This is a genomic window from Streptomyces sp. NPDC008125 (assembly GCF_042957125.1).
GTDB lineage: Bacteria > Actinomycetota > Actinomycetes > Streptomycetales > Streptomycetaceae > Streptomyces.
On record NZ_JBIBHR010000022.1, the window covers coordinates 35,036 to 54,143 of the forward strand.

The 19,108-nt window shown below is 71.7% G+C and carries 17 protein-coding genes and 1 tRNA gene; 16 read left to right on the forward strand and 2 right to left on the reverse strand.

Translation table 11 applies throughout. From position 1 onward, the window contains the following. Positions 1–88: 88 nt before the first annotated feature. Positions 89–796, forward strand: a complete 708-nt coding sequence (locus tag ACFZAX_RS29870) for a ScbR family autoregulator-binding transcription factor (protein WP_390965425.1) — start codon at positions 89–91, stop codon at positions 794–796. Between the two features lie 56 nt (positions 797–852). On the opposite strand, the gene ACFZAX_RS29875 is transcribed toward ACFZAX_RS29870, so the two are convergent. Continuing rightward, positions 853–1,353, reverse strand: coding sequence for an MSMEG_6728 family protein (locus ACFZAX_RS29875; RefSeq protein WP_390965426.1), 501 nt, complete (start codon positions 1,351–1,353; stop codon positions 853–855). Positions 1,354–1,531: 178 nt separating this feature from the next. Between ACFZAX_RS29875 and ACFZAX_RS29880 the strand changes: the two genes are divergently transcribed. Next, entirely contained in the window at positions 1,532–1,792 is a 261-nt protein-coding gene (locus ACFZAX_RS29880) for a hypothetical protein (protein WP_390965427.1), read from the forward strand. A gap of 218 nt (positions 1,793–2,010) precedes the next feature. Here ACFZAX_RS29880 and ACFZAX_RS29885 read toward each other — a convergent pair. Next, positions 2,011–2,082 (reverse strand) — tRNA-Arg (locus ACFZAX_RS29885). 182 nt (positions 2,083–2,264) lie between these two features. On the opposite strand from ACFZAX_RS29885, the gene ACFZAX_RS29890 reads away from it, so the two are divergent. The 14 genes from ACFZAX_RS29890 to ACFZAX_RS29955 all read left to right on the forward strand — a co-directional run bounded on the left by ACFZAX_RS29890 (position 2,265) and on the right by ACFZAX_RS29955 (position 18,959). Continuing rightward, entirely contained in the window at positions 2,265–2,699 is a 435-nt protein-coding gene (locus tag ACFZAX_RS29890) for a response regulator (RefSeq protein ID WP_390965428.1), read from the forward strand. Positions 2,700–2,794: 95 nt separating this feature from the next. Beyond that, on the forward strand, positions 2,795–3,976 hold the full coding sequence (gene nrtL / locus ACFZAX_RS29895; protein WP_390965429.1) for an ArgS-related anticodon-binding protein NrtL: 1,182 nt from the start codon (positions 2,795–2,797) through the stop codon (positions 3,974–3,976). Between the two features lie 21 nt (positions 3,977–3,997). Beyond that, positions 3,998–5,389: a diaminopimelate decarboxylase gene (gene lysA / locus ACFZAX_RS29900; RefSeq protein ID WP_390965430.1), complete on the forward strand. Its 1,392-nt coding sequence runs from the start codon at positions 3,998–4,000 to the stop codon at positions 5,387–5,389. Between the two features lie 95 nt (positions 5,390–5,484). Continuing rightward, complete coding sequence (locus ACFZAX_RS29905; RefSeq protein WP_390965431.1) at positions 5,485–6,786, forward strand: homoserine dehydrogenase; 1,302 nt, start codon at positions 5,485–5,487, stop codon at positions 6,784–6,786. Between the two features lie 6 nt (positions 6,787–6,792). After that, positions 6,793–7,863, forward strand: coding sequence for a threonine synthase (thrC, locus tag ACFZAX_RS29910; protein WP_390965432.1), 1,071 nt, complete (start codon positions 6,793–6,795; stop codon positions 7,861–7,863). A gap of 414 nt (positions 7,864–8,277) precedes the next feature. Continuing rightward, the gene (thrB, locus tag ACFZAX_RS29915) at positions 8,278–9,195 is read left to right on the forward strand and encodes a homoserine kinase (protein ID WP_390965433.1); all 918 of its coding nucleotides are present in this window, start codon (positions 8,278–8,280) and stop codon (positions 9,193–9,195) included. Between the two features lie 388 nt (positions 9,196–9,583). After that, positions 9,584–11,638, forward strand: a complete 2,055-nt coding sequence (gene rho, locus ACFZAX_RS29920; protein WP_390965434.1) for a transcription termination factor Rho — start codon at positions 9,584–9,586, stop codon at positions 11,636–11,638. Positions 11,639–11,974: 336 nt separating this feature from the next. Further along, a complete protein-coding gene (locus ACFZAX_RS29925; RefSeq protein WP_390965435.1) occupies positions 11,975–13,078 on the forward strand; it encodes an LCP family protein in 1,104 nt (367 codons plus the stop codon). Between the two features lie 306 nt (positions 13,079–13,384). Next, on the forward strand, positions 13,385–13,609 hold the full coding sequence (rpmE, locus tag ACFZAX_RS29930; protein ID WP_327177988.1) for a 50S ribosomal protein L31: 225 nt from the start codon (positions 13,385–13,387) through the stop codon (positions 13,607–13,609). 148 nt (positions 13,610–13,757) lie between these two features. Further along, complete coding sequence (gene prfA / locus ACFZAX_RS29935) at positions 13,758–14,834, forward strand: peptide chain release factor 1 (RefSeq protein WP_390965436.1); 1,077 nt, start codon at positions 13,758–13,760, stop codon at positions 14,832–14,834. Positions 14,835–14,874: 40 nt separating this feature from the next. Next, on the forward strand, positions 14,875–15,720 hold the full coding sequence (prmC, locus tag ACFZAX_RS29940; protein WP_266709130.1) for a peptide chain release factor N(5)-glutamine methyltransferase: 846 nt from the start codon (positions 14,875–14,877) through the stop codon (positions 15,718–15,720). 70 nt (positions 15,721–15,790) lie between these two features. Next, the gene (locus ACFZAX_RS29945; RefSeq protein ID WP_386891249.1) at positions 15,791–16,438 is read left to right on the forward strand and encodes an L-threonylcarbamoyladenylate synthase; all 648 of its coding nucleotides are present in this window, start codon (positions 15,791–15,793) and stop codon (positions 16,436–16,438) included. Then, complete coding sequence (locus ACFZAX_RS29950) at positions 16,435–17,076, forward strand: protein-tyrosine-phosphatase (RefSeq protein ID WP_266709134.1); 642 nt, start codon at positions 16,435–16,437, stop codon at positions 17,074–17,076. The genes ACFZAX_RS29945 and ACFZAX_RS29950 overlap by 4 nt, the downstream gene beginning before the upstream one ends. 500 nt (positions 17,077–17,576) lie before the next feature. Continuing rightward, positions 17,577–18,959 (forward strand): MraY family glycosyltransferase, encoded by a 1,383-nt coding sequence (locus ACFZAX_RS29955; RefSeq protein WP_390965437.1) that lies wholly within the window; start codon positions 17,577–17,579, stop codon positions 18,957–18,959. Positions 18,960–19,108: the final 149 nt, after the last annotated feature.

Consider the following 19,108-nt stretch of genomic DNA (forward strand, 5'->3'; position numbering starts at 1 on the left):
GTGCCATAGAATACGGACCAGCCGGTTTCTTGAGGGGAACGTGCCGGAGACACTGAGCCCCGTCAGGCGCATCGTCAGGAGATCTCGAATGGCACGGCAGGAGCGCGCGATCAGGACGCGCAACGCAGTACTGACAGCCGCCGCAGCGGTCTTCGCGGAACGCGGCTACGAGGCTGCGACGATCCAGGAGATCCTGGAGCGGGCCGCGGTGACCAAGGGCGCGCTGTACTTCCACTTCCCCTCCAAGGAAGACTTGGCACGAGGCGTTCTGGATCATGCGGTCACCGAGCCGCCGCCCGAACAACCACTGAAGATGCAGTCCTTCGTGGACATGGGGCTGATCCTCGCGCACCGGCTGCCGAGAGAGCCACTGTTGCGGGGTGCCGCGCGCATTGCAGCCGATCAGAGCAACCAGCGCTTCTTCGGAAAACCCTGGCACGACTGGACGATGCTGACCAGCCAGCAGATCATCGCAGCTCAGGGGCAGGGTGAGGTGCTTCCGCACGTCGATCCCGAGCGGACCGCCCAGACGATGGTCGGCTCCTTCACCGGAATCCAGCTGATGTCGCAGGCGGCCACGGAGATGGCCGATTTCGAGGAGCGCATCTCGCTTCTGTACGACCTGGTGCTGCCCAGCATCGCGGTCCCCGGCGTCCTCGGACGGCTGGACACCTCGCCCCGGCGCGGCGCCCGCGCCTTCGCGGAGGCCCGCGCTTCTGCCGAGGGGCACGAGATCGCGGATTCCGGACAGCCGGACGTCTTCGGCGCGGACCGTCCGGCGGCGCGCACGGCCTGACCCCGGCGTCCCGTCGCCCGGGGGCGCCGCGCATCCGGCGGGCCCGGCGTACGCCGCTACCCGCCCTGGGGGGTCCGCCCGCTCTCCGCGTCGCGGTCGGAGCGCGGCCAGACGTACGGCAGGCCCTCCGGGACCCCCGGGAAGAGCGGCCGGTAGTGCTCGGGGTCCTTGCGGACGAGCGCGGAGCGGTGGCTCAGGTGAAAGGCCTCCTCGCCGAGCCAGGGCGGCAGCTCGCCCGCCTCCGCGAGTGCCTCCTCGCTGCGGACCCGCACCCGGGTGCGCCCTCGGGACGCGGCGAGGTCCACCAGCAGCGTCGCCGCGCAGGTGTCCGCCCGGCCCTCGTCCGCCCACACCTCGCAGACGTCGAGGCCGTACCGCACCAGCGCCTCCTCGTAACCGGTCCACATCCGGACGGCGGGATGGTGACGCCAGCCGTAGCCGGGCACCGTGAGTCCCCGCAGGACCTGCACCGCCTCGACCCGCTGCTTCCCCAGCCTGCGGACGTCGAGGACGCGCGCGCTGCGGCGGAAGTCCGGGTAGGGCAGGAAGGTCTGCATGGGGGCAGTCCTTCCCCCGGCGGGCGGCCCGGCGACCGGTCGCCGGCCGGAGTTCATCCGACCGGGGCGGCGGTGAGCCCCCCTGCCCGGAGGGATTCGGCGGGCACGCCCCGGGTACCCGGAGTGGCGGCACACCCGCGCCCCGGCAACCATGGGGCAGGTCGAACGGAGAACGCAGATGACCGACCGCAGGCCAGAGGGACCCGCCTACACCGGCGCCTCGGGCAGCCCGCCGCCCATACCCGCCGACATGCCCGACCAGCAGGTGCAGGAGGGCGAGGACGCCCTGGACGTCTCCCCGCCGCCCTGGGCGGACCAGCAGCAGGACGACACCGACGCCGACGGGACCGACCCGGACGAGGCCGGAGCAGGCGCGCGCTCCGCCCGCAACGCGGGCGTTCACCCGGACCACCCGACCCCGGACGAGTCGACGGGCTGAGTATGCAGCCGCAGTCCGGCTGGTCGCGGTGTACGCGCGGGATCTGCGGGCCGACGGCTTCGACGAGTCCGGTCCCGCATCGGCATGCGGGACGTCGAGGGCGACGAGACCTGCCCGGCCCCGGGCGGCCCGGGGCCGCGAGCGGGCGAGGGAAAACGGCGGGCCAACGAGAAAGGGCCCGATCGGCGTTTCCGCTGATCGGACCCTCTGTCCGGAAGTGCCCCCGGCAGGATTCGAACCTGCGCACCCGGCTCCGGAGGCCGATGCTCTATCCCCTGAGCTACGGGGGCGTATCGCTGTGTTGCTCGGCGACGGGTGAAACACTACCAGCTCCCGAGGGGTGTCCGTGAACGGGTATTTCCGCGGCGCTGGGCGATTCGCGTACGCGGGGAGAGCCGGGCCGGTGCGGCCCCCGGGGGCGGAAGTGGGCAAAACCCGGACGCAGCCCCTGGGGCGCACCTACTCTCGAAACGTGTCAGGGGCGTACGGCCGCGTGCTTGTTGTGGACGACAACAAGGTCATCCGGCATCTGATCAGGGTCAACCTGGAGCTTGAGGGCTTCGAGGTCGTGACCGCGTCCGACGGTGTCGAGTGCCTGGACGTCGTGCACCGCGTGCGGCCCGACGTGATCACCCTCGACGTCATGATGCCCCGCCTCGACGGTCCCCGGACCGCCGCCCGGCTCCGCGAGGACCCCCGTACCAGCGCCATTCCGGTCGCGATCATCAGCGCCTGCACCCCCGACGAGGCGGATCGTGGCGTCGCCGCAGGTGTGGAGGCGTTCCTGGCGAAGCCGTTCGAGCCCAGCGAGCTGGTGCGACTGGTGCGCCGCCTCGCGCTGCCGGACGGGCCCTCCGCGGTGGACGGCGGTTTCGGCGCCGGCCGGGCGGGCAGCGCCGCGCGCTGAGTACCTGCCCTCATCCCGTCCAGTGGGGCCCGGCGGCTGCCCGTATGGCGAAACGGGGTCGCGGAGCGCCCCCCTTCCTCCCCTAGGCTGGTCCCGTGACCCCCGCCGACCTCTCCAGGACCGTGCTGCACGCCGTGCGCCGCGCGGTGGTCGAGGACGCCCTGCGCGTGGCCGTGCCCGCACGTGTACGGGTGGAGAGGACCCGCCCCGGGGGCAGCGGGGACTACGCCTGCGCCGTCGCGCTCCAGCTCGCCCGTCCGGCGGCGCTGCCCGCGCACGAGGTCGCCCGCATCCTCAAGGACCGCATCGCGGCCGAGCCCGGGATCGGGCGGGTCGAGATCACCGGGCCCGGGTTCCTCAACCTCACGCTCGACGCCTCCGCCGACGGAGCCGCCCGGATCGCCCTCGTACGCGAGGTGGCGGCGCGCGGCGCGGAGTACGGCCACGGGACGGCGCTGGGCGGCGAGACGCCCCTGCTGCCGTACGCGGCCGAGGTCCGGGCCGCCGTCACCGCCGACGCCGTCGCCGCCCTGCTGCGGTCCCAGGGCGCCGCCCCGCGCACCCTCCCCGCCGGACCCGTCGACCCCGGCTGGCGCGGCCTCGGGGTCGCCGCAGGCAGGGGCTCAGGCGCCGAGGCCGGTACCGACGGAACGATTCGGCCCGTGCCCGCCGGGGTGCCCGCCGCCGACCTCCTGGTACGCCTCGGGTCCGACGCCGCCCGCTGGGGGCTGCTCCGGCCCGCCGGGCACGACCGGGCCGCGCTCGACGACGGACTGCTCGTCCAGACCGTCGCCAACCCGCTCTTCCTGGTCCGCTACGCCCGCTCCCGCGCCCACGCCGTCACCCGGGCCGCCCGCGCCCTCGGCCTCCGGGTCGCCCCGGACGCGGGCGACGAAGGCGCCCGGGACGACACCGCCCCGCAGGACACCGCCCCGCAGGACACCGCCCCGCAGGACACCGCCCCGCAGGACACCGCCCCGCAGGACACCGCCCCCTTCAAGGAGCCCGCCGCCCTCGCGCTGACCGCCCTCCTCGCCGACCACCCGGCGGTCCTCCTCGCCGCCGCCCGGCACCGCGCGCCCGACCGGCTCGCCCGCCACCTCGAAGCCGTCGCGCACGCCTTCTTCGACTTCCACGACGCCTGTCCCCCGCTCCCCGCCGGCGACGAGAAACCCTCGGCCGCCCACCGCTCCCGGCCGGCCCTCGCCGAAGCCACCGGGACGGTGCTGGCCGGCGGCCTGTCCCTGCTCGGTATCAGTGCGCCCGAACACCTTTGAGAGACCCGAGAGAGTCATACGATGAGCCGTTCCGCCCACCCCGCCGGACCCCGTCACGCCGATGTCGTCCCCGAGGGCCACTACGCGGCCCCGCCCGCCGACCTGAACCTCCTCGACGAGAAGGTCTGGTCGCGCACCGTCACCCGTGACGCGGCCGGCGCCCTCACCGTCGGCGGCATCGAAGTCGCCCGGCTCGCCGAGGAGTTCGGCACCCCGGCGTACTTCCTGGACGAGGCCGACTTCCGGGCCCGCTGCCGCGCCTGGTCCGACGCCTTCGGGCCCGACGCCGACGTCTACTACGCGGGCAAGGCGTTCCTCTCCCGCGCGATCGTGCGCTGGCTCCGCGAGGAGGGGCTCAACCTCGACGTCTGCTCCGGCGGCGAGCTGACCACCGCGCTCGACGCCGGGATGCCCGCCGAGCGCATCGCCTTCCACGGCAACAACAAGACGGCCGCCGAGATCGAGCGGGCCGTCGAGGCCGGTGTCGGCCGGATCGTCCTCGACTCCTTCCAGGAGATCGCCCGCGTCGCCCACGTCGCCCAGCGGCTCGGCAAGCGCCAGCAGGTGCAGATCCGGGTCACCGTGGGCGTGGAGGCGCACACCCACGAGTTCATCGCCACCGCGCACGAGGACCAGAAGTTCGGCATCGCGCTCGCCGGCGGCCTGGCCGCCGAAGCGGTCCGCCGCGCCCTCACCCTGGACGGCCTGGAGCTCACCGGCATCCACTCGCACATCGGCTCGCAGATCTTCGACATGGCCGGTTTCGAGGTCTCCGCCCGCCGCGTGGTCCAGCTCCTCGCCGAGGTGCGCGACGAGCACGGCGTCGAGCTCGCCGAGATCGACCTCGGCGGCGGTCTGGGTATCGCCTACACCTCCGACGACGACCCCCGCGAGCCGCACGAGATCGCCAAGGCGCTCGGCGACATCGTCACCCGCGAGTGCGAGGCGTCCGGCCTCGCCACCCCCCGGATCTCCGTCGAGCCGGGCCGCGCCATCGTCGGCCCCACCGCCTTCACCCTGTACGAGGTCGGCACCATCAAGCCGCTCGAAGGGCTCCGCACGTACGTCAGCGTCGACGGCGGGATGTCCGACAACATCCGCACCGCGCTCTACGACGCCGCGTACAGCGTCGCGCTCGTCTCGCGCAGCTCCGACGCCGAGCCGATGCTGGTCCGGGTCGTCGGCAAGCACTGCGAGAGCGGCGACATCGTGGTGAAGGACGCGTTCCTCCCCTCCGACCTCGCGCCGGGCGACCTGATCGCCGTACCGGCCACCGGGGCGTACTGCCGCTCGATGGCGAGCAACTACAACCACGCGCTCCGCCCGCCCGTCGTCGCCGTGCGCGACGGAGAGGCGCGCGTCATCGTCAGGCGCGAGACGGAGGAAGATCTCCTGCGTCTCGATGTCGGCTGATGAAATAGATGTCTCAGAATCCGGACGAGTGACAGAATCGCCCGTCCGGTGAGTGAGACTGTCCCACACATCGGATGTAGGAGAAACGAGGTCGGATGATGCGTACGCGTCCGCTGAAGGTGGCGCTGCTGGGCTGTGGTGTGGTCGGCTCAGAGGTGGCGCGCATCATGACGACGCACGCCGACGACCTCGCCGCGCGCATCGGCGCGCCGGTCGAGCTCGTCGGCGTCGCCGTCCGCCGCCCGTCGAAGGTCCGCGAGGGCATCGACCCCGCGCTCATCACCACCGACGCCACGGCCCTGGTCAAGCGCGGTGACATCGATGTGGTCATCGAGGTCATCGGCGGTATCGAGCCCGCCCGCACCCTCATCACCACCGCCTTCGAACACGGCGCGAGCATCGTCTCCGCCAACAAGGCGCTCCTCGCCGAGGACGGCACGGCCCTGCACGCCGCCGCCGAGGAGCACGGCCGCGACCTCTACTACGAGGCCGCCGTCGCCGGGGCCATCCCGCTGGTCCGCCCGCTGCGCGAGTCCCTCGCCGGCGACAAGGTCAACCGGGTGCTCGGCATCGTCAACGGCACGACCAACTTCATCCTCGACAAGATGGACACCAGCGGCGCCGGCTACTCCGAGGCGCTCGACGAAGCCACCGCCCTCGGGTACGCCGAGGCCGACCCGACCGCCGACGTCGAGGGCTTCGACGCCGCCGCGAAGGCCGCGATCCTCGCCGGGATCGCGTTCCACACCCGGGTGCGGATCGGCGAGGTGCACCGTGAGGGCATCACCGAGGTCACCGCCGCCGACATCGCCTCCGCCCGGCGCATGGGCTGCACCGTCAAGCTCCTCGCCATCTGCGAGCGGGCGGCCGACGGGCAGTCGGTCACCGCGCGTGTCCACCCCGCGATGATCCCGCTCAGCCACCCGCTGGCCTCCGTCCGCGAGGCCTACAACGCGGTCTTCGTCGAGGCCGAGGCGGCCGGGCAGCTGATGTTCTACGGCCCCGGCGCCGGCGGTTCGCCGACCGCGTCGGCGGTCCTCGGCGACCTCGTCGCCGTCTGCCGGAACAAGCTCAACGGGGCCACCGGCCCGGGCGAGTCCGCCTACACGCGCCTGCCCGTCAGCCCGATGGGCGAGGTCGTGACGCGCTACCACATCAGCCTCGACGTCGCCGACAAACCGGGTGTTCTCGCCCAGGTCGCCACGGTCTTCGCCGAGCAGGGTGTGTCGATCGATACCGTTCGTCAGCAGGGACGTCAGGACTCGAACGGCGAGGCTTCTCTCGTCGTCGTCACCCACCGCGCGCCCGACGCCGCTCTCTCGGCGACCGTCGAAGCGCTGCGCAAGCTCGACACCGTGCGCGGTGTCGCCAGCATCATGCGTGTTGAAGGGGAGTAAGGACCCATGACCAGCAAGGGCACCCACCAGTGGCGCGGCATCATCGAGGAGTACCGGGACCGGCTCCCGGTCACGAGCACGACGCCGGTCGTCTCGCTCCGTGAGGGCGGTACGCCCCTCGTTCCGGCGCAGGTCCTGTCCGAGCGCACGGGTTGCGAGGTGCACCTCAAGGTCGAGGGCGCCAACCCCACCGGTTCGTTCAAGGACCGCGGCATGACCATGGCCATCACCCGGGCCAAGGAGGAGGGTGCGCAGGCCGTCATCTGCGCCTCCACCGGCAACACCTCCGCCTCCGCCGCCGCGTACGCGGTGCGCGCCGGGATGGTCTGCGCCGTCCTCGTGCCGCGCGGCAAGATCGCGCTCGGCAAGATGGGGCAGGCGCTCGTGCACGGCGCCAAGATCCTCCAGGTCGACGGCAACTTCGACGACTGCCTGACGCTGGCCCGCTCGCTCTCGGACAACTACCCCGTGGCGCTGGTCAATTCGGTCAACCCGGTCCGCATCGAGGGCCAGAAGACCGCCGCGTTCGAGATCGTCGACGCGCTCGGCGACGCCCCGGACATCCACGTCCTGCCGGTCGGCAACGCGGGCAACATCACGGCCTACTGGAAGGGCTACACCGAGTACGCCGGTGACGCCGTGGCCACCCACCGGCCCCGCATGTGGGGCTTCCAGGCCTCCGGTTCCGCGCCCATCGTGCGCGGCGAGATCGTCAAGGACCCGGCGACGATCGCCACCGCGATCCGGATCGGCAACCCGGCCTCCTGGAACTACGCCCTGGCCGCCCGGGACGAGTCCGGCGGCTTCATCGACGAGGTGACGGACCGTCAAATCCTGTCCGCCTACCGCCTGTTGGCCGCACAGGAGGGTGTCTTCGTGGAGCCCGCCTCGGCCGCCTCCGTCGCCGGTCTGCTCAAGGCCGCCGAAGAGGGCAAGGTCGATCCCGGCCAGCGGATCGTCTGCACCGTCACCGGCAACGGCCTCAAGGACCCCGACTGGGCCGTCGCGGGCGCACCGCAGCCCGTCACCGTCCCGGTCGACGCCGCCGCCGCGGCGGAGAAGCTCGGCCTCGCCTGAGTCGTGGTTCGTCCCGGGGCGCGAGCCCCGGGCCCCGGCGTGTTGCCGGCCCCACCCGTACGACCACCGCACCGCCCGGCAGGCGAAACGCCTCCGGGCGGTGCGGTGCGGACCGGGCAGATCGGGCCCAACCCTCCTTTTCCGGGGCGGAGAGCGCAGGGGATGCGTGCGACACGCATCGTGCGCCTCCCATGCGCCCTATGTCGCCACAGAACCTTCCTTCGATAAGCTGTACGTGATCGGCAGCGTCGTCACACGGCCCTGTCCCGGTCGCCGTGCGGTGGCCGTGAGGTCCACCACCGGAGCACCGCCGCCCGGAAGTCGCGTTCCGGCCGACCGGACTCCCGTCACCACCCCGCCGCCGCAGAGTCACCCGCACGCACCGCATCCCCGCCCCGAGGAGTCCACCAGCCGATGGCCGGTCCCGCGTTCCGAGCCGCCGCCGTCAGGGTGCGCGTTCCCGCCACCAGCGCCAATCTGGGTCCGGGCTTCGACGCCCTCGGCCTGTCGCTGGGCCTCTACGACGACGTGGTCGTCCGGGTCGCCGACTCCGGCCTGCACATCGACATCGCCGGTGAGGGCGCCGACACCCTGCCCCGCGACGAGTCGCACCTGCTCGTCCGCGCCATGCGCACCGCCTTCGACCTGCTCGGCGGGCAGCCGCGCGGGCTGGAGATCGTCTGCGCCAACCGCATCCCGCACGGCCGCGGCCTCGGCTCCTCGTCCGCCGCCATCTGCGCCGGCATCGTCGCCGCCCGCGCCGTGACCACCGGCGGTGAGGCCCGCCTCGACGACGCCGCGCTGCTGGAGCTGGCCACCGAGATCGAGGGCCACCCGGACAACGTCGCGGCCTGCCTCCTCGGCGGATTCACCCTCGCCTGGATGGACGGCGGAGCGGCCCGCGCGATCCGGATGGAGCCCGCCGCCCAGGTCGTGCCGGTGGTCTTCGTACCGGGCAAGCCGGTGCTCACCGAGACCGCCCGGGGACTGCTGCCCCGCCAGGTCCCGCACGTCGACGCCGCCGCCAACGCCGGCCGCGCCGCACTGCTCGTCGAGGCGCTGACCCGGCGTCCCGAGCTGCTGCTGGCCGCCACCGAGGACCGGCTCCACCAGGAATACCGGGGTCCGGCGATGCCGGAGAGCCTCGAACTGGTGCACCGGCTGCGCGCCGACGGCGTCCCCGCCGTCATCTCCGGCGCCGGGCCCACGGTCCTCGCCCTCACGGAGGAAGGGGCCGCCGACAAGGTGGCCCGCCTCGCGGGTGAGGGATGGGCCGCGAACCGGCTCGCGCTCGACGGCCCCGGCGCGTGCGTGCTGCCGCTCGCGCCGTAAGCAGAGGGATTGCCGGTGACAGAGAGGGGGAATATTTGTTGGAGCCGGTAGTGTTAATCTCAAGTCGGCAATCGACGTCCCAGCGACGCGTTGCTTCGTGTCCCCTTCAGGGACCACCTTTCTTCCGGGAGCCTCCCCAACTGCCTGATCAGCCTGTCTGAGCAGTTTCGAGCACGCTCCGGAACCGGCACGACACCCCACGTTCGTCCATGAGTGGGCCGAGCAGGGGGAGCTCGCGTCGGACCCCGCACGTTCATCTCTCCGCCGTACCCGGCGGACCACCGCCCCGGCCCGGTCCGCGATCGATAAAGATCACATACCGAATGCCGGACAGCACAACCGGTCGCCGAGCCAGAAGGCCGACGTCCGCTCCAGGGAAGGACCCTTCGTGAGCGACACCACCGATCTGATGGGCGTGACTGCCGACAAGAGCGTCGACAGCGCCGCGCCCGCCGAAGGTGCTGCCACTGGCACCACCGCACGGCGCCGCCGCTCCGGCACCGGCCTTGACGGCATGGTCCTGGCCGAGCTGCAGCAGGTCGCGTCCGGCCTCGGCATCAGGGGCACCGCGCGCATGCGCAAGAGCCAGCTGATCGAGGTCATCAAGGAGGCGCAGGCCGGCAAGGCCCCCGCCGCCAAGGCCGCCGCCAAGGCGCCCGCCGCCGGGACGGACGCGGAGAGCAAGCCCAAGCGCCGCGCCACCTCCAAGGCGCGCACGGGCGACGAGGCCGCCGCCCCGGCCGAGAAGCCGGCCGCCCAGCAGCAGATCGACATCCCCGGCCAGCCCGCCAGCGACGACCAGCCCGCGGGCGAGCGCCGCCGGCGCCGCGCCACCGCGCAGGCCGGTGCCCCCGAGGTCAAGGCCGAGCCGAAGCAGGACGACCGCGCCGCCGAGGCCAAGCAGGACGACCGCGCCGAGGCGAAGAGCGACGCCCGCGCCGAGTCGGCGGCCGACACGGCCGAGGGCCGGCGCGGCGACCGCCAGGACCGTCAGCGCGGCGACCGCGGCGACCGCGGTGACCGCCGCGACCGCCAGCGCGACCGCCGGGGCAAGGGCGACGACCAGGGCCAGCAGCGTCAGGGCCAGGGCACGTCGCAGCGTCAGGGCCAGGGCCAGACCCAGGGACAGGGCCAGGGCGGCGGTCAGGGCGGCGGTCAGGGCCAGCAGCACCGCGACAACGGTCCGCAGGACGACTTCGACGACGAGGGCGGTCGCCGCGGCCGTCGTGGCCGCTACCGCGACCGCCGTGGCCGTCGTGGCCGCGACGAATTCCAGAGCGACGTGCAGGTGGCCGACGACGACGTCCTGATCCCCGTCGCGGGCATCCTGGACATCCTCGACAACTACGCGTTCATCCGGACCTCCGGCTACCTCCCGGGCCCGAACGACGTGTACGTCTCGCTCGCCCAGGTCCGCAAGAACGGCCTGCGCAAGGGTGACCACGTCACCGGCGCCGTGCGCCAGCCCAAGGACGGCGAGCGCCGCGAGAAGTTCAACGCCCTCGTGCGCCTCGACACCGTCAACGGCATGGCGCCCGAATCCGGCCGCGGACGCCCGGAGTTCCAGAAGCTGACGCCGTTGTACCCGCAGGACCGGCTCCGCCTGGAGACCGACTCCAACGTCCTGACGACGCGGATCATCGACCTGGTCGCCCCGATCGGCAAGGGCCAGCGCGGACTGATCGTGGCCCCGCCGAAGACCGGTAAGACCATGATCCTCCAGGCCATCGCCAACGCGATCACGGTCAACAGCCCCGAGTGCCACCTGATGGTCGTCCTCGTGGACGAGCGCCCGGAAGAGGTCACCGACATGCAGCGGTCGGTGAAGGGCGAGGTCATCTCCTCGACCTTCGACCGTCCCGCCGAGGACCACACCACCGTCGCCGAACTGGCCATCGAGCGGGCCAAGCGCCTGGTCGAGCTGGGTCACGACGTGGTCGTCCTGCTCGACTCGATCACCCGTCTGGGCCGCGCGTACAACCTCGCGGCGCCGGCCTCCGGCCGCATCCTGTCCGGTGGTGTCGACTCGACCGCGCTGTACCCGCCGAAGCGCTTCTTCGGTGCGGCGCGCAACATCGAGGACGGCGGCTCGCTGACCATCCTGGCCACCGCGCTCGTCGAGACCGGCTCGCGCATGGACGAGGTGATCTTCGAAGAGTTCAAGGGCACCGGCAACATGGAGCTCAAGCTCGACCGGAAGCTCTCGGACAAGCGCATCTTCCCCGCCGTCGACGTCGACGCGTCCAGCACCCGCAAGGAAGAGATCCTGCTGGGCAGCGACGAGCTGGCCATCACCTGGAAGCTGCGCCGCGTGCTCCACGCGCTCGACCAGCAGCAGGCGATCGAGCTCCTGCTGGACCGGATGAAGAAGACCCAGTCCAACGCGGAGTTCCTGCTCCAGATCCAGAAGACGACCCCGTCGCCGGGCAACGGCAACGACTGACGTCCGCACCGCAGTTGGACAAAACCGCCCCCGTCGCACCCGCGGCGGGGGCGGTTTTGCCGTGCACGGGACGGATCCGAGACCTTCGCCACACCCAGAGTGATCGTCCCCGAGGTGCCGCATCGCGTGACCGAGTAAGGAAACCGCAGGTGAGCGAGGTGTCACCGGCAGTTCTCCAGGTCCGCCTCCCACCCGTTCGGCCGTACGGTGGTCACAGGGCGTTGTGACACCCTTCTTGGTGCTTCGGCGTCCATCCGAGAGACGACCCGACCGTGCCGGGACCACACCGGCAGGGGGGAGCAGGGAGCAGCGGGGAACCTGGAACGAGGGAACACCATGAGCGAGCAGGGCAGAGGTACGGGCCGCATACGCGGCACCGGCAGCCGGCGCAGAAAGCCTTCGCGCCGGCGCCGGGTGAAGACGGTGGTGGCCTGGACGGCGGCGGGTGTCGTGGTCCTCGGCGGATCGGGCCTCGCCTACGCGTACTTCGCACTCGACGGGAACCTCAAGGGCGTCGACATCGACGCCGCCCTCGGCACGGACCGCCCCGACAACGTCGACAACGGCTCCGAGGACATCCTGGTGCTCGGCTCGGACTCCCGCTCCGGCGCGAACGCCGAGTACGGCAAGGACCAGGGCGGCGCCCGTTCGGACACCGCGATGGTCGTGCACGTCAACAAGGGCCACAGGTCGGCCAGTATCGTCTCGATCCCGCGCGACACGATCGTCGACCGGCCCGCCTGCACCGACCCCGACACCGGGCAGCAGGCTCCCGCGGCCACCGGCCAGATGTTCAACTCGGCCTACCAGGTGGGCGGTCCTGCCTGCACGGTGAAGACCGTCGAGGCGATGTCCGGCATCCGCATGGACCACTACGTCGAGGTCGACTTCACCGGCTTCAAGAAGCTCGTCGACCAGCTGGGCGGTGTCGAGATCACCACCAGCGAGGCGATCGACGACCCCGGCAGCCATCTCGATCTCGCCCCCGGCACGCACACCCTCGACGGCGAGCAGGCGCTCGGCCTCGTCCGTACCCGCAAGAGCGTCGGCGACGGCAGCGACCTCGGCCGCATCCAGCTCCAGCAGGCGTTCGTCAAGGCCCTGATGAAGCAGGTCAAGTCGGTGGGCGTGTTCACCAACCCCGCCAAGCTGTTCGGACTGGCGAACACCGCCACCAAGGCCATCACCACCGACTCCGACCTCGCCTCGGTCAGCAAGCTCACCGGGTTCGCGAACGGGCTCAAGGGCCTCGACGCCAACGACGTCGACATGGTCACCCTGCCCGTCCAGTACGACCCGGCGGACCCCAACCGGGTCCTCCCGCTGGAGAAGGACGCGCAGGAGGTCTGGAAGGCCCTGCGCGCGGACACCGCGATCCCCGCCTCCGCCACCGCGGACTCCGCCGGCGACAAGGGCTCCGCCAACGCCGTCGTCCGTTAGGGCGCGTCTGACGATTCCCGCCGGGCGGTCGGCGCCCGGCACGGCACCTCGCGGCGTTGTCGGACCGTCCGAGTACATCCCGTACTCGGGCGGTCCTCCGCCTTGCGAAGCACCGTACTGGACACCGCCCGCCGACCCGACGCGAATTGTCGGACACGCCCCAGGCCGGACCGGCCGGGAATAGACCGGCCCGTACCCCCGTTTTGGGAGATACGGCCGGTCCTGGCAGACTGGTACGTCGGCCCCGGTTCACGGACGCGCAATCCGCGCGGACGACCCGGAGCCCTCCCGAAACTAGGAGACACCTTGAAGCGCGACATTCACCCCACGTACGTCGAGACGCAGGTCAGCTGCACCTGTGGCGCGTCGTTCACCACCCGGAGCACCATCGACAACGGCACCATCCGTGCCGACGTCTGCTCCGAGTGCCACCCGTTCTACACGGGCAAGCAGAAGATCCTCGACACCGGCGGCCGTGTGGCCCGCTTCGAGGCCCGCTTCGGCAAGGGTGCAGGCTCCGCCGCCAAGTAGCGAGCCACAGCGCCGGTTCTCTGGCGCCCTCTCGGGGGCGGCGGGAACCGGCGTTTTTTCCGGTCGGGTCCTGGGGGCGACCCCTGGACCCGACCGGCACCTTCCTCCAGCAGGCCCGTAGAAGTCACCCCCACCCAGGAGCCCGAAGATGTTCGAGGCGGTCGAGGAACTGATCGGTGAACACGCCGATCTCGAGAAGAAGCTCGCCGACCCGTCGGTCCACGCGGATCAGGCCAACGCGCGCAAGCTCAACAAGCGCTACGCGGAGCTGACCCCGATCGTCTCCACGTACCGGTCCTGGAAGCGGACCGGTGACGACATCGTGACCGCACGCGAGTTCGCCGCCGACGACCCCGACTTCGCCGCCGAGGTCAAGGAACTGGAGAAGCAGCGCGAGGAGCTCACCGAGCACCTGCGCCTCCTTCTCGTTCCGCGCGACCCGAGCGACGACAAGGACGTCCTCCTGGAGATCAAGGCGGGTGCGGGCGGCGACGAGTCGGCCCTGTTCGCCGGCGACCTGCTCCGCATGTACCTCCGCTACGCCGAGCGCATCGGGTGGAAGACCGAGATCATCGACTCCACCGAGTCCGAGCTCGGCGGCTACAAGGACGTCCAGGTCGCCGTGAAGACCAAGGGCGGCAACGGCGCCACCGAACCCGGCCAGGGCGTCTGGGCCCGGATGAAGTACGAGGGCGGCGTGCACCGCGTGCAGCGCGTGCCCTCCACCGAGTCCCAGGGCCGCATCCACACCTCCGCCGCCGGCGTCCTCGTGACCCCCGAGGCCGAGGAGGTCGAGGTCGAGATCCACGCCAACGACCTCCGCATCGACGTGTACCGGTCCTCCGGCCCCGGCGGCCAGTCCGTCAACACGACCGACTCCGCCGTCCGCATCACGCACCTGCCGACCGGTGTCGTCGCCTCCTGCCAGAACGAGAAGAGCCAGCTCCAGAACAAGGAGCAGGCCATGCGCATCCTGCGGTCCCGGCTGCTCGCCGCCGCCCAGGAGGCCGCTGAGCAGGAAGCCTCCGACGTACGCCGCAGCCAGGTGCGCACCGTCGACCGGTCCGAGAAGATCCGTACGTACAACTTCCCGGAAAACCGGATCTCGGACCACCGTGTCGGCTTCAAGGCGTACAACTTGGACCAGGTCCTCGACGGTGACCTCGACGCGGTGATCCAGGCGTGCGTCGACGCCGACTCCGCCGCCAAGCTCGCCAACGCCTGATCCCGCCCGCCCCGCCCGTGAACCCGTACGGAGATCCGCGATGAACCTGCTGCTCGCCGAGGTGGCCCAGGCCACCCAGCGGCTGGCCGACGCCGGTGTCCCCTCCCCGCGATTCGATGCCGAGGAGCTCGCGGCCTTCGTCCACGGAGTCAAGCGGGGCGAGCTGCACCGGGTACCGGACGCGGACTTCGACGCGCGCTACTGGGAGACCATCGCGCGCCGCGAGAACCGCGAACCCCTCCAGCACATCACCGGCCGCGCCTTCTTCCGCTACCTGGAGCTCCAGGTGGGCCCCGGGGTGTTCGTACCGCGCCCGGAGACCGAGTCGGTCGTCGGCTGGGCCATAGACGCGGTCCGCGCGATGGACGTCGTCGAGCCGCTCATCGTCGACCTCTGCACCGGCTCCGGCGCCATCGCCCTCGCCATGGCCCAGGAGGTGCCGCGCTCGCGCGTGCACGCCGTCGAGCTGTCCGAGGACGCCCTGACGTGGACCAGGAAGAACGCCGAGGGGTCCAGGGTCACCGTGCACCGCGGAGACGCCCTGAGCGCCCTTCCCGAGCTCGACGGCCAGGTCGACCTGGTGATCTCCAACCCGCCGTACATCCCGCTCACCGAGTGGGAGTACGTCGCGCCCGAGGCCCGCGACCACGACCCGCAGATGGCGCTGTTCTCCGGCGAGGACGGCCTCGACACCATCCGCGGCATCGAGCGCACCGCGCACCGCCTGCTCCGCCCCGGCGGCCTCGTCGTCATCGAGCACGCCGACACCCAGGGCGGCCAGGTCCCCTGGATCTTCACCGAGGAACGCGGCTGGGCCGACGCGGCCGACCACCCGGACCTCAACAACCGGCCGCGGTTCGCCACGGCCCGCAAGGCCATGCCGTGACCGGCGCGGGGGCCCCGCGCACGCTCTGCCCGCATCACCTTTACCCGTACCCGCTTGAGGAGGCCGGCTGATGGCACGGCGATACGACTGCAACGACGCGACCGACCGTACGACCGGGCTGCGTGAAGCCGCCTCGGCGGTCCGTCGCGGCGAACTGGTCGTGCTGCCCACCGACACCGTGTACGGCATCGGTGCGGACGCCTTCTCCCGGGAGGCCGTCGCGGACCTGCTGGACGCCAAGGGCCGCGGGCGCAACATGCCCACCCCGGTCCTCATCGGCTCCCCGAACACGCTGCACGGCCTGGTCACCGACTTCTCCGAGCAGGCGTGGGAGCTCGTCGACGCCTTCTGGCCCGGCGCCCTCACCCTCGTCGCCAAGCACCAGCCGTCGCTCCAGTGGGACCTCGGCGACACCCGCGGCACCGTCGCCGTCCGGATGCCGCTGCACCCGGTCGCCATCGAACTCCTCACCGAGGTCGGCCCGATGGGCGTCTCCAGCGCCAACCTCACCGGCCACCCGTCCCCGGAGACCTGCGACGCCGCCCAGGAGATGCTCGGGGACTCCGTCTCCGTCTACCTCGACGGCGGCCCCACCCCGGGCAACGTCCCGTCCTCCATCGTCGACGTCACCGGCAAGGTCCCGGTCCTGCTGCGCGCCGGCGCCCTGTCCGTCGAGGAACTGCGCAAGGTGGTACCCGACCTCGAGGTGGCCAATTGACCGCCCCTGAGGGGCGTGGCATAGCGGGGCAGACCGACCACTTCCGCATTCTCCACGTCAGCACCGGCAACGTCTGCCGCTCGCCCATCACCGAGCGGCTGACCCGCCATGCCCTCGTGGACCGCCTCGGCGATCCGCTCCAGGGCGGCCTCATCGTGGAGAGTGCCGGCACCTGGGGGCACGAAGGCGCTCCCATGGAGGCGAACGCCGAGATCGTCCTCGCCGACTTCGGCGCGGACGCCACCGGCTTCGTCGGGCGCGAACTCCTCGACGAGCACGTGATCCGCGCCGACCTGGTGCTCACCGCGACCCGCGACCACCGCGCGCAGGTCATCTCGATGGGCCACTCCGCCGGCCTGCGCACTTTCACCCTCAAGGAGTTCACCCGGCTCGTGCGGGCCATAGACCCCGCCACCCTGCCGGACGCCCACGACGAAGGCGTGGTCGAGCGTGCCCGCGCACTGGTCCGCGCCGCCGCCGCGCTGCGCGGCTGGCTGCTCGCCCCGACCGCCGACGCCGACGAGGTGTACGACCCGTACGGCGCCCCGATCACCTTCTTCCGCTCGATCGGGGACGAGATCAACCAGGCGCTCGACCCGGTCGTCACCGCGCTCACCGGCGTGCCCGCGCACCACTGAGACGCACCTCCCGGCGTCCTCCGGCCGGGGGCGTCCGCCCTTGCGCCGACCGGCCCCACCGGAGCTCTCGCGCCGGGCGTACGGGCGCCCACCCGCCTGCACCGGATGCGAAGCCCCCCCCCACCGCACTCCTTCGGGCCCGGAGCCGTCGGATGCCGGTCAGTACCCCCACCGCACCGCTGCCGCACGCCGGATCCGCCGCCCTCACGGACGGTCGCGGCCGGGGCATCCGGCTGGGCGCGGCCGCGGTCACCGCCCGGGGCATGGACGAGGCGGACACGGCCCGGATTGGACGAGGCGGACACGGCCCGGACCGCCGTGCTGCCCGCCGGTGCGGTCCGGGACGGGGCCGACCATGATCGTATCCGGGCCGAGGTGCGAGGATTCACCGAGCGGTATCCCCCTTTCACGGGTGGACGGAACCTGTGGAACCGTCACCCGTTCCCTGATGTCCTTGCTCGTGGGGCTAGGGTGTGGGGCTGAGATGGCCGGCGAAATCTGTGGGGCAGCCCGTGCGTGATTACCTGCTGACGCTGTGTGTCGCGGCCGCAGTGACCTATCTGCTGACCGGACCGGTGCGGAAGTTCGCCATCGCGATCGGGGCCATGCCCGCGATCCGCGCGCGCGACGTGCACCGGGAACCGACACCGCGGCTCGGTGGCATCGCCATGTTCGGCGGACTGTGCGCGGGACTGATCGTCGCCTCGCACCTGTTCAACCTCGGCGGGGTCTTCGAACTCTCCAACGAGCCGAGGGCGCTGCTCTCGGGGGCGGCGCTGATCTGGCTGATCGGCGTCCTGGACGACAAGTTCGAGATCGACGCCCTGATCAAGCTCGGCGGCCAGATGATCGCCGCCGCCGTCATGGTCATCCAGGGCCTGACGATCCTCTGGCTGCCGATCCCCGGCGTCGGGACGGTGGCACTCACTCCCTGGCAGGGCACCCTGCTCACGGTCGCCCTGGTCGTCATCACGATCAACGCGGTGAACTTCGTCGACGGCCTGGACGGCCTCGCCGCCGGCATGGTCTGCATCGCCGCCGCCGCGTTCTTCCTGTACACCTACCGCCTCTGGTACGGCTACGGCATCGAGGCCGCCGCCCCCGCCACCCTCTTCGCCGCGATCCTCATGGGCATGTGCCTGGGCTTCCTGCCGCACAACATGCACCCCGCCCGGATCTTCATGGGCGACTCGGGGTCGATGCTGATCGGCCTCGTGCTCGCCGCCGGCGCCATCTCGGTGACCGGGCAGGTCGACCCGGACGCGATGAAGCTCTTCGAGGGGAGCGAGCGGCAGGCCACCCACGCGATGCTGCCGGTCTTCATCCCGCTTCTGCTGCCGCTGACGATCATCGCGATCCCCGCCGCCGACCTCGTGCTCGCGATCGTGCGGCGCACCTGGAACGGTCAGTCCCCGTTCGCCGCCGACCGCGGCCACCTGCACCACCGGCTGCTGGAGATCGGCCACTCGCACAGCCGGTCCGTGCTGATCATGTACTTCTGGTCGGCGCTGATCGCCTTCGGTGCCGTCGGCTACTCGGTGCACTCGGCGTCGATGTGGATCGTGCTGGTGATCGTCTTCCTCAGCGCCGTCGGGCTGGTCCTGCTCCTGCTGCCGCGCTTCACGCCGCGCGCCCCGCGCTGGGCCAACTCCCTGGTGCCGCCCCGCTACCGGCGCCGTCGTCGGGTCGTCCTTCCCGAGGGACCCCACGAGGAGCTGCCCGGGGAGGGCGCGGGCACCCCGGAAGCCCGTGGCTCGCACGTCGCGGACGAGGACTCCGAGGGCGCACGGGTCGCGGTGGGCGTCTCCGGCGTCAACGGAGCGACCGCGATCGGCACTCGTTCGCGGTTCTCCGATCGGCGCAAGGCAGATTCCTCGCGTTGACCTTTCGGAAGCCGTAGCCTTTACCAGACAAGTCGTCGGATTGTCGCGCGCCACGCAGGCAACTAGTCCTCACGTGTGACAGTTGGCACACTTTTGAGGTAAAGACCTCATCAAATAGTTTGTGATACCGTTCACGAGACCCGGTGACA

Coding starts and splice junctions, on each gene's coding strand:
- ACFZAX_RS29870 (WP_390965425.1), top strand. CDS start 89: ATGGCACGGCAGGAGCGCGCGATCAGGACGCGCAACGCAGTACTGACA.
- ACFZAX_RS29875 (WP_390965426.1), bottom strand. CDS start 1,353: ATGCAGACCTTCCTGCCCTACCCGGACTTCCGCCGCAGCGCGCGCGTC.
- ACFZAX_RS29880 (WP_390965427.1), top strand. CDS start 1,532: ATGACCGACCGCAGGCCAGAGGGACCCGCCTACACCGGCGCCTCGGGC.
- lysA (WP_390965430.1), top strand. CDS start 3,998: ATGAGCCGTTCCGCCCACCCCGCCGGACCCCGTCACGCCGATGTCGTC.
- ACFZAX_RS29905 (WP_390965431.1), top strand. CDS start 5,485: ATGATGCGTACGCGTCCGCTGAAGGTGGCGCTGCTGGGCTGTGGTGTG.
- thrC (WP_390965432.1), top strand. CDS start 6,793: ATGACCAGCAAGGGCACCCACCAGTGGCGCGGCATCATCGAGGAGTAC.
- thrB (WP_390965433.1), top strand. CDS start 8,278: ATGGCCGGTCCCGCGTTCCGAGCCGCCGCCGTCAGGGTGCGCGTTCCC.
- ACFZAX_RS29925 (WP_390965435.1), top strand. CDS start 11,975: ATGAGCGAGCAGGGCAGAGGTACGGGCCGCATACGCGGCACCGGCAGC.
- prfA (WP_390965436.1), top strand. CDS start 13,758: ATGTTCGAGGCGGTCGAGGAACTGATCGGTGAACACGCCGATCTCGAG.
- prmC (WP_266709130.1), top strand. CDS start 14,875: ATGAACCTGCTGCTCGCCGAGGTGGCCCAGGCCACCCAGCGGCTGGCC.
- ACFZAX_RS29945 (WP_386891249.1), top strand. CDS start 15,791: ATGGCACGGCGATACGACTGCAACGACGCGACCGACCGTACGACCGGG.